This window comes from Paenibacillus humicus NBRC 102415 (assembly GCF_004000905.1).
GTDB lineage: Bacteria > Bacillota > Bacilli > Paenibacillales > Paenibacillaceae > Paenibacillus_O > Paenibacillus_O humicus.
On sequence record NZ_BIMD01000084.1, the window covers coordinates 1 to 10,618 of the forward strand.

Consider the following 10,618-nt stretch of genomic DNA (forward strand, 5'->3'; position numbering starts at 1 on the left):
GGCACTTCTTTCAGGCACTTCTTTCAAGCACGTCTTTCAAGCACGTCTTTCAGGCACGTCTTTCAGGCACGTCTTTCAAGCACGTCTTTCAGGCACGTCCTTCAGGCACATCCTTCAGGCATGTCTTTCAGGCACGTCCTTCAGGCACATCCTTTATATCACCCAAATCAATCCCAAACAGTCCCAATGCCGCATCTCAAATCTGCTCAAACACAAGGGATTCCAGCCGCAGGGAGGCTCCCCGAGCCTTGACGACAATCCGATGCGCGCCTTCCTCCAGAGCCGGCAGCTCAGCCTCCTGGACAGCTGCGTCCCAGCCTTCTGCCGGAGACAGCTCCGCAAGCGGATGCCCGTCCAGCTCGACCGCCGCCGCTCCGGCCGGATCGAGAGCGATCGCGTGGAGCTTCAGCCGGTACCTCGCTGCTTCGGCCGAATGCGCCTCGTCACCCTTATCCGTCTCCGCAGCCCCGGATCCGCCGCGGACGGTAACGTCATATGCCGCCCATTCGCCATCCTTCAGCTCAAGGCAGAGCCCACCCTCAGTATCCCAGCGATGCCAGCCCGGCTCCGTCGGAGGAAGCTTCGGACGGCCGTCGAGATCGCGGATCTCCATGCCGTCTTCCTTGCGGTAGCCGCTCTCCCATTCCTTGGCGCCCATGCTTCCGAAGCCGATGCCCGCTCCCTCGTAACCGTAATGGATGGCCGGGATGCGGACCGGCAGCCTTCGGAACAACGCGTGTACGACTTCCGGATGATAGCCGCATGCCTCCAGCGGGAGGCCATCCAGGTAAGCGCCCAGAATGGCGCGGGCCTCGGACGCATCCGGCTTCTCTCCGCCGTCCAGATAGGCGCCGAGCTTCTCCCAGCCGGCCGGCTTGGCCACCGAGCATGGGGAATTGACCGTGTCCATCTTCTTCCACGTCCAGAAATTCCAGCTGATGCCGTGGTCCTCGAATAACCGGAACGCTCCAACATACCAGTCCAGGTCGTTCTCCCCGCCCTCTCCCATGAAGATCGGCACATTCCAATCATCGCGGAATTCGAGGTACTTGCGGATGCTTTCCGTATCCGGGTTGTTCCAGTATTTGTGGAACTGATAGAGCACGTTGCCGTCCAGCTTCTCGGTGAAGATCGACCAGTCGGTCGACCAATGGACGCCCTCCAGGATGATCATATGGCGCTCGTCGACCTCGCGGATGGCGGCGATCATGTCCCGGTATAGCGGCTGGGCTTCTCCGTTGTACTGTCCGTGATACTCCGGCAGCGGCTCGTTCAACAGGTCGTAACCCGCCACGATCCACTCGTCGCGGTAGCGCTCGGCCAGCATGCGCCACATGTCGATGGCCGCCTGCCGATGCTCCGGAGATATGTACAGCTCGGGCAGATCCTTCTCGGAATCGTCGATATTGGCCCCCGTCTGGCCGCCCGGCGCTCCGTGCATGTCCAGAATGACATACAGCTTCCATGTGCGGCACCACCCGATGACGTCATCGAGCAGCTTCAGCGCTTCATCATTGTAGCCTTGGGCATTCCGCTCTCCTTCCAGCAGCATCCTCGCATTGAAGGGAACCCGCACGGAGTTGAATCCTTCCATCGCCATCTGCCGGATATCTGCCTCGGCGGTATAGCGGTCACGGTACGTCCGCCAGAAAGCCACGGACTCCTCTTCCCCGATCAGATCGGACACCATGCGCTCGATGCGCCGCGGCCGGTCGCCGCCCTCGGGCAGCTTCCACATATAGCCCTCCGGCAGCAGCCAGCTTCCGAGCCCTGTTCCGCGCAGGATCAGATCCTCTCCTCTGCCGTTGACCAGCCGCTTTCCTTCCGCCCTTACCCAGCCTTCCACTTCCTGCTGACGGCTCTCCATATCCGGTTCCTCCCTGAGATAACGTAATCGGTTACATTTTCTTGAATCCATTCGGTCCGTTTCGCCTGTTCCCCAGCATTTTCAGGAGCGACGGCGAAATAGGTCAACCGCCGCCGCCAGGTCAGGTCCGCCCTGGAATCGTGATTTTCAGGCACATGCTTCACAAGCTTCAGCTCCTGCCGAGTCAGGAGCGTCCCGCACCATGCGTCAGCTGGCGGCTGCGGTACTCCAGCGGGGTGATGCCCTCCACTTCCTTGAACACCCGCGTGAAATGCTTCACGTTGTCGAAGCCCGACATCGTGCTGATCTCGTACACCTTCCGGTCGGAGCTGCCCAGCAGCTCCTTGGCCTTGGCCAGCCGGAGCCTGCGGAGGTACACCGAGAAGCTCTCCCCCGTATACTCCTTGAATGCCTGGCTGAAATAGGTGTAGTTGAGCGAAATATGATTGGACACCACGGCCATGTTCACGTCGCTGGCGAAATGCTCATGCAAATAATCGACCGCCTTCTGCATATCCTTGCGCTCGCCATGGGCGCCCCGGACGCCGGCGACATACTCGTCGAGGCGCTCCAGCAGCTGCTCCACCAGCCGGTAGTAGTCGTCGAAGCGCTCGAAGTTCTCGATATGGCCCGCCCGGCGGTACAGCCTCAGAATCTCGATGGACTCCTCGCCGTAGTGGCGGAAGACGCTGTCGAACACCTCTTCGTTCAGGACGCGGCTGATCGCCTCCAAATACCCGATCTCGCAGCGGCTCACCGTCCGGATATCCAGAATCTGCTGCAGCAGCCGCTTCATCTCCTGCAGCTTGCCCGTACCGAGAATATTGGACAGTCTTCGGACGGCCTCGACGGGAACCGGGCAGCCCGAGCTTCGGTCGCCAAGCCCGACATACGACAGCAGCTCCGACTCGGGATACAGCAGGAAGTATTTCAAAACCTGCCTGGCCTGGCTGCAGGAACGGCGCAGCTGGGCAATTCCCGAAGCGCGGGAGCTGAGCGCCATCCGGGCCGGAAGCAGCACGTTGCCGGACAGCTGCTCCGACAGCCGCCGCAGCAGTCCCTCGTCGGCCGCCGCAAGGACGAACAGCCCTTCCCGATCCCGGCAGGCCGTCCAACGCTCTTCTCCTCCGAGCGTTTTCACCGCCCTCACGATCAGGGACAGAGCATCGGCCCCGGCTGATTCCGGCATCCTCACCAAAGCCACGGAGAAGCCCGCCTCCAGCCAGCCGAGTCCGGCGCCAAGCAGCCTGCCGCGAATCTCGTCGATGTCCATCCGCTCCTGGGACAGGACGTAGGCAAGCTGTCCGCCGGAATCCTGCTGGCCCGGAGGAGGAGAAGAGGAAGTCGCCGCTTCCCGCTCCCTGCGGCGCTCGGCTTCCTCCTCCAGCCTCCCGAGAGCGGCAAACAGCTCCTCCCGAACGATCGGCTTCAGCAGATATTCCTTCGCCTGATAGCGTATGGCTGCCCGGGCGTAAGGGAAATCGTCGTGTCCGCTCAGGATGATGACTGCCGGAATCGAGGGAAGCTCCTGCATTTTCTCCAGCAGGGCGATGCCGTCCATGACGGGCATGCGGATATCGGTGATCATGATATCGATGCTCTCCCTGCCGAGAAGCTCCAGAGCCTCGCGGCCGTTCTCGGCGAAGAAATACGTGAAGCGGCCCGCAGACTGGCGCTCCATCATGGCCTGCAGGCCGAGCCGGATATTTTTCTCGTCGTCGACGATGAGCAGACTTAGCATCAGATGTTCTCCCCCCGTGTTAGAATCAGTTGCGGCAGCGTCATGACCACCTTCGTAAAGCTGCCCTCGATGCTCTCGATCCGGATGCCGTACTCCCTGCCGTAGCTCATGACGAGCCTATGGTCCACATTCCTCAGCCCGATGCCGCTTCCTTCACGGCCGCCCTTCTGCACGCGGCTCCTCAGCTCCTGATAGTCCGCTTCCTCCATCCGCAGCATGCCCGAGAGCATGCGCAGCTTCTCCTCGGGAATGCCGGCGCCGGAATCGGTCACCTCAATGACGCATTCGTTCATCCGGTTCGCGGCGGATACCGTCACGGTCAGCCGGGAGACGCCCGACTCCCCGTCCATGCCATGCTTGACGGCATTTTCCACGATCGGCTGGAGCGACATCTTGAGCACTTCCTGGTCCATGCATTCCGGCGGAATATCCAGCTTGAGCTCGAGCCGGCCGTCATAGCGGACGTTCATGATCGCCATGTAATTCTGGATATGCTGGATCTCGTCCCGCAGCCGCACATGCCCCCTCGTCCATTGGAGGCTGTACCGCATCATGCCGCCGAGCGAGGTCAAGGAATCGGAGATCGTGTACTGGCCTTCGATCTCCGCCAGCATCTTGAGGTTCTCCAGCGTGTTGTAGAGAAAATGCGAGTCGATCTGGTTTTTGAGCGAGCGCAGCTCCGCCTCCTTGGAGGCCGCCTGCCGGTTGACCTGGTCGACGATCAGCTCGTTGATCTTCTTGAGCAGCTGCCGGTAGTGGTGGCCGAGCTCGCCGACCTCGTCGCTGCCCGTCACGGGCACGTCCACGTGGAAGTCGCCGCTGCGCACCTTTTTCATGGAATCCCTCAGGACGCGCAGGCGCTTCAGAATAATCGACTGCATGAAATAGGACAGCAGGCTGAGGACGGCGACGAGCACCACGATCATGATGACGAGGTTGCCGCGCGTTCTCTGGATGTCGGCCAGCGTGTCCGTCCGGTTGACGAGATTGACGAGATGGACGTCCAGCATCGGGATATACGTGTGCAGCGCCAGATAGGATTGGCCTCCCTCCGAGAAGGCCGAGATGGCGTTCGCTTCCGAATCCGTCAGCTTCACATGCTTCAGCAGGCTCTCCGGCGTGTTGCTCCCGTAGATCGGCGCTCCCCTGTCGGTGTACAAAACGCCGTTGCGCCCCACCACCAGCAGCCGCGAGGTCGGATCCTGGACGCTGCCGAACGTCTTGTTGAAGAAGTTCTCCAGCTCCATGCTGACTTCCAGGATGCCGTTGTGGGTCGTATCGTCCGGGTATTTGAATTCCCGGAGAAGGGACACGTACGGAATTTCCACAAAGGGACCGGCAGTCGAATTGGTGAGGACGGAACGGTCCATTTGCAGCTCCCACCAGACCATGCCCTTCTGCTGCTTGACCGTATCGTACCAATACTTGGTTTTGATCCGGCTTTCATTGAGAATGACCGGCCAGAACTCATGCACGTACGGATTGTTGTTGAACAGCCGGATGTTGGCGATGCGCGGGTTGTTGAAGAGGAAATTCTGGAACATGCTGAACGTCTTGGTCTTGAACTCCAGCAGCCAGGCGGTATCCATATCCTCCTGCGTCTGGAGATAGTCGACCATCTCCCGGTTGGACAAGGCCATCTGCCCCGTCCATTCCATCAGCTCCATATTGTTGCGGATATTCGTCTTCTCGATGTCAAGGATGCTCTCGTTCTTCTTGGTCAGCTCCCGAATCGAGTAATCGGACACCCCGTGGAGCGTATACCAGGCGAACAGCACCACCGGCACGATGATGATGAGCACGAATGAAGCGATCAGCTTCACCTGCAGGGGAAGACTGCCCGCGTACTCCCGAACCGTTGCCGTCAACTGCCTTCCCGCTCTCGCCATGCCGCCTTCACATCCTGCCTCATGATGGTACAAGCCCGGTCATCCGCCTCGGAAGGAAGCGGACGGCCAGGCTTGATGGTCAACCTCTATCGGCCGGAGCCGGATGAATCATTTGCCGAAGGATTCAAGCTTTTTCAGGTTGGACTCGAATGCGGATTGACGGTAAGCATCGATCGCTTCCTGTTCGTTGCGGTCCTTCAGGTACTTGTTGAAGATCTCGTCGAATTCGGAATCCGATTTCGCCAGCAGCATCTTCGGCAGCGCTTTGCCCCACGCACGGTTGTTCTTGCTTTGGGCGACGCCTTCCTTGCTCGTAGCGGCCGGGTCGAGATTGTCGTATTCGGCCATGCTGATCGATTTGCCCTTCGTCCAGTCTTCCATCTGCTTGGAAGGCTCGACGCTAGGAGGCGCCCACTGCAGGTTCATGTTCGTGTCCATGAGCATCCAGTACGTGAACGAAGCGCCGTATTTCTGGTCGAACGCCGTGCGGTCCTTGTTGAGCAGGTCCAGCACTTCCGGCTTGAACTGGTCTTTGCCGTCGATTGTATCATAGGTGACGCCTTTCTCACCAAGATACATATCTTTATTGCCTTCTTCGCTCATCAGGTAGCTGAGGAAAGCGATGGCGCGTTTCTTGTCCTTGACGTTTTTGGAGATCAGCGTGACCGTCCAGCCGGAGATGCCTGGACCGGACAGCGTCGGCTGCTCGCCGGCTGCGTTCTTCGGTCCGTCCACGGCGATGTAGACCATGTTCGGATCCTTTTGGAACAGCTGCGTGTTCTGCGCCGCGAAGTCTGAGCGCTGGTACAGCATCGCGAAGTAGCGGCCTTGGGCGATCTTTTCTTCCATCTGCGGACGCTTGTCGATGAAGATGTCCTTCGCCAGCAGGCCGTCCTGGTTCGCCTGGCGGAATACTTTCAGCCACTTGAGGTATTCCGGATCCTGGCGGCGGTCATACAGCTTGCCGTCCTTCACCTGAGGAATGGCAAGGAAGTTCTGGAGGTAGGCTTCAAGCGAGTAGTTGCCGGTTTCCGTGAATTCATGCAGGCCGAGCGGAATGAGCGGCTGGCCGTTCACATCCGGGAATTTCTCCTTGGCCATTTTAAGCGCATTCAGGAATCCTTCCGGCGTGCTCATATCCGGCTTGCCGAGCGCCTCGTACATATCCTTGCGGACGGCGAAGGTCTGGTTGGACGTGAAGTTCTCGCCGTATTTCTCGTAGTCGGCCGGGGACGACGATGCGTTCGGGTAGCCGTATACATTGCCGTCGTCCTTCGTATACCAGCCCACCTTGGCCGGGTCGGCGACCTTGAAGAAGTAGGGATCGTATTCCTTCGCCAGCTCGTTGAGCGGCAGCACCAGCTTGCCCTCGATCATCTTGCGGACGCCTTCCTCGTACCAGCCGAGCGTGATGAAGTCAGGCAGCGAGCCGGACGCCATCAGCGTGTTCAGCTTCTCGTTCTCGTTGCCGGCCGGCACGATGAAGTTCAGCTTGACGCCGGTTTTCTTCGTGATGTACTCGGCTGTTGCGTCGCCGCCCCACTTCTTGTTGAACCAGCTGAAGTTCATGTACCAGTCGAACGTGATCGGCGAGGTGTCTTGCTTCCAAGCCGGCTCGTCGCTCGCCGCGGGAGCCGGAGATGTCGATGCTTCCGTATTTGCCGCCGGAGCCGGAGATGCGGCGCCTTCGTTCCCTTTGCTGTTGCTGCCGGCATTATTGCCGCCTCCGGAGCAGGCCGCCACGGAGAAGGTCATGGCGAGCGCCAGAAGCGTCGTTGCCACCTTACGCGTTGTTCCCATTGAAAGTTGCCCCTTTTCTATGGATGATGAGTGCGATCTATATTATCAAACCCGCGCCTGGCGGGAAGGATAATCCTCTTTGCGTCAGCCCTTGATGGAGCCGACCATGAAGCCCTTGACGAAGTATTTCTGCAGGAATGGATACACGCACACGATCGGCGCGGTCGTGACGACCATCGTCGCCAGCTTCAGCGACTGGCTGGTCACGGTCTGCGTGACGCCGCTCGGCATCGCTCCCAGCATCTGGTTGGAGCTGGATTGGGCGACGACGCGATACAGGAACGTCTGGATCGGCTGCAGGTCCATGTTGTTCATGTAGATCATTCCGGTAAAATAATCGTTCCATTGATAAACCCCGTGGAACAGTGCGATCGTGACGACGACAGGCATCGAGACCGGAATGACGACCCGGAAGAAGATCGTGAAGTCGTTGGCTCCGTCCATCTTGGCCGCCTCCTCCAGTCCGGCCGGAATTTCCCGGAAGAAGCTGAGGAAGATGATGAGGTCGAAAAAGCTGAACGCTGCCGGAATGATGTAAACAAGGAAGTTGTCCAGCATGTGGAGATCGCGGATCAGCAGGTAGTACGGAATCAGGCCGCCTCCGAAGAACATCGTGATCGTGCCGATGATCATGTAGATATTGCGGCCGATCAGCTCCCTTCGGCTCACGGCGTAGGCGACCATCGCCGTGAACAGGACGTGGACGGGAACCCCGATCAGCGTCTTGGCCACCGTGACGCCCATGGCGGTCATGATGCCTTGGCTGCGGAAGACCGCTCCGAAGCTGTCCAGGCTGAACTGCCGCGGCCACCAGTAGATGCCTCCTCGCATCGCGTCCGCCCCGTCGTTGAAAGCATTGACGAGGACGTACCAGATGGGATAGAGCGTCAGGAAGCAAATGACGAGCATCAGGAAACCGTTGACGATGCCGAAGGCCGTTTCGCCGGGGGTTTGCCTTTTGAGGGTAAACATGGTTGGCACGGACCTCCTTTAGAACAGCGAGTTGTTGTTGAGCCTCTTGGTGACGAAGTTCGCCCCGACGAGCAGAATGAGAGCGATGACGGACTTGATCAGGTTGACCGCTGTCGAGTAGGAGAAGCGGTTGTCGATCAGGCCGGTCTGGTAGACGTAGTAATCGATTACGGTGCTCGCATCGGCGTTGAGCTGGTTGCGCAGCACGAGAATCTGGTCGAAGTTGGAGTTCAGGACGTTGCCGACCGCCAGGATGAACAGGATCGTGATCGTGCCCATGATGGATGGGAGCGTGATGTTGCGCATCTTCTGGAAGCGCCCCGCTCCGTCGATCGTCGCGGCCTCGTACAGCTCGGGCGACACGCTGCTGATGGCCGCGAGATAGATGATCGCCGACCAGCCGAGCTCCTTCCAGATATCCGAGACGATGATGATGGACCAGAAATACTTCGGCTCGGCCAGATAAGTTATAGGTGAATCGATTACATTCAATGACAGCAAAATCTTGTTGATGACGCCGACATCGGACAGCCAGGTGGCGAGGATGCCTCCGAGGATGACCCAGCTCAGGAAGTGAGGCAGGTACGTGATCGTCTGCGTCCACTTCTTGAACAGGACGGACCGGACTTCATTCAGCAAGAGCGCAAATACGATCGGGAGCGGAAATCCGATGATCAGCTTGATCAAGCTGATGCCGAGCGTATTCTTGATGACGGTCAGCAGCATGTCGTCGTTCAGGAATTCCTTGAAGTTGTCGAGGCCGACCCAAGGCGCCATCGACATCGGGAAGATGATGTCGTATTCCTTGAACGCGATGATGATTCCGTACATCGGAATGTAGTTGAAAACGACCATCCAGGCGACGCCGAGCAGCGCCATGATCTGCAAATACCTCTGGCTGTACAGCCTTCTCAGCCACTTCTGCCCTCTCCCCATGTCTGCGGCGGTCCTTAAGGACGGGGATTTCACCTGAGCGTCTGACTTCATTGCCTTGCACCTCCGTTAACTGCCCTCATTGTAAGCGCTTCTAGAGGACAAAAACAGGTACCGGATTCTAGATAAGGTTACTATTTTTCAGGTGCGGCTTCGATCGGATTCCCAGCTCCTGCGTCGATTTCCCGCTCGGCTGGAGCGGTCTTCTTTCCGGCAGGATCCGAAAAAAGACATCATTTCGAAACATCTTGCCCATTGTGCATGTTTGCCCTATGGGCAATACTATGAGTAGGCTTTAGTTGTCAATCGGTAAATCCTTGGGAAAGAGAGGTGCGCGCTTAAACAGCAGAACCATGAACAAACTTACCTTGCGTGAACTGAAAAAAGAAGTCACCGCCCACGCGCTGGCCGAAGCGGCTTTCGAGCTTGCCGTGGAGCATGGGCTGGACGGCTTCGTCGTCGACGACATCGCGCGCCGCGCCGGCTACTCCAGAAGAACGTTCGCCAATTATTACACCTGCAAGGAGGAGGCGGTCGTCATGGCGGCCTTCGCCTTCAAGGAGAAGCAGGAGCCGATGGACCTGCTGGAGGCGCTGCCGGAAGGCGCTCACCCGCTGGACGTGCTGTACCGGCTCATGACGATGCGGCTGACGGCAACGCTGATCCGGAGATTGCGCACGCTCGTGGCGCTGTCCAAGCGCTCGCCTTCCCTGGAGCCTTATATCCTCAGCCTTCTGCGCCGCCTGCAGCTGGAGGCGCAGACGACCTTGAACGATATTTCCCGCGGGAGATATCCGGAGGGCTACTCCCATCTTCTCGCCGGGGCCCTGTACGGAGCCGTGCTGCCTCTCATCGACGGAAGCCTCGACGTCCTCCTGCCGGACGAGCCGGAGCCGGCCGATTCCGGAGCCGCAACGTTCGAGCATTACCTGGACACGGCTTTCAGCTACTTGCGCAACGGCTTTTAGTCCGCTTTTCCCCTCAACTCGTTCAATCAAAAAGGAGATCTGCTGCTTATGTCCACATTTCTTTATCGGGCGGGTAAATCCGCCTACGACAAGCCATGGCGGTTCATCCTGAGCTGGGTCGCGATTCTCGGCGTCGTCCTTGCCCTGCTCGGAATCAACGGCATCCACGTCACCTCCGAGATGAAGATCGAAGGCACGGAATCGCAGAAGGTGCTGGATCAGCTGCAAAAAGAGCTGCCGGAAGCCTCCGGCGGACAAGCCAGCGTCGTATTCACCGCTCCAAAAGGCGAACGCCTGGATACGGCGGAGCGTTCGGCCCTGATCCAAAAAGCCGTCGACGACGTGTATCACCTCGACTATGTCATCAATCCCGCCGAGCTGGCTGCGCAGGCGGCGGCAGCCGCCGCGGCGCAAGGCCAGGCCGGAGGCTCTCCCGAGGCTGGCGCCG

At 59.1% G+C, this 10,618-nt stretch carries 7 protein-coding genes and 1 pseudogene; 2 read left to right on the top strand and 6 right to left on the bottom strand.

What is annotated here, in order from left to right; all coding sequences use genetic code 11:
• Positions 1–196: 196 nt before the first annotated feature.
• From PHU01S_RS24980 to PHU01S_RS25005, 6 genes are all read right to left on the bottom strand, one after another.
• The gene (locus tag PHU01S_RS24980) at positions 197–1,867 is read right to left on the bottom strand and encodes a cellulase family glycosylhydrolase (RefSeq protein ID WP_127510420.1); all 1,671 of its coding nucleotides are present in this window, start codon (positions 1,865–1,867) and stop codon (positions 197–199) included.
• Between the two features lie 184 nt (positions 1,868–2,051).
• Positions 2,052–3,608 (bottom strand): response regulator, encoded by a 1,557-nt coding sequence (locus PHU01S_RS24985; RefSeq protein WP_127510422.1) that lies wholly within the window; start codon positions 3,606–3,608, stop codon positions 2,052–2,054.
• On the bottom strand, positions 3,608–5,497 hold the full coding sequence (locus PHU01S_RS24990; protein WP_076357982.1) for a sensor histidine kinase: 1,890 nt from the start codon (positions 5,495–5,497) through the stop codon (positions 3,608–3,610). The genes PHU01S_RS24985 and PHU01S_RS24990 overlap by 1 nt, the downstream gene beginning before the upstream one ends.
• A gap of 108 nt (positions 5,498–5,605) precedes the next feature.
• Positions 5,606–7,297 carry a type 2 periplasmic-binding domain-containing protein gene (locus PHU01S_RS24995; RefSeq protein WP_127510424.1) on the bottom strand — a complete coding sequence of 564 codons (1,692 nt, stop codon included), beginning with the start codon at positions 7,295–7,297 and terminating at the stop codon, positions 5,606–5,608.
• Between the two features lie 84 nt (positions 7,298–7,381).
• Positions 7,382–8,269 (bottom strand): carbohydrate ABC transporter permease, encoded by an 888-nt coding sequence (locus PHU01S_RS25000; RefSeq protein ID WP_076357980.1) that lies wholly within the window; start codon positions 8,267–8,269, stop codon positions 7,382–7,384.
• An 18-nt stretch (positions 8,270–8,287) separates the two neighbouring features.
• Complete coding sequence (locus tag PHU01S_RS25005) at positions 8,288–9,205, bottom strand: ABC transporter permease (protein WP_246029339.1); 918 nt, start codon at positions 9,203–9,205, stop codon at positions 8,288–8,290.
• 350 nt (positions 9,206–9,555) lie between these two features.
• Here PHU01S_RS25005 and PHU01S_RS25010 point away from each other — a divergent pair, with 350 nt between their 5' ends.
• A complete protein-coding gene (locus PHU01S_RS25010; RefSeq protein WP_076357978.1) occupies positions 9,556–10,170 on the top strand; it encodes a TetR/AcrR family transcriptional regulator in 615 nt (204 codons plus the stop codon).
• A 48-nt stretch (positions 10,171–10,218) separates the two neighbouring features.
• A pseudogene (locus PHU01S_RS25015) lies at positions 10,219–10,618 on the top strand (MMPL family transporter); the annotation flags it as partial.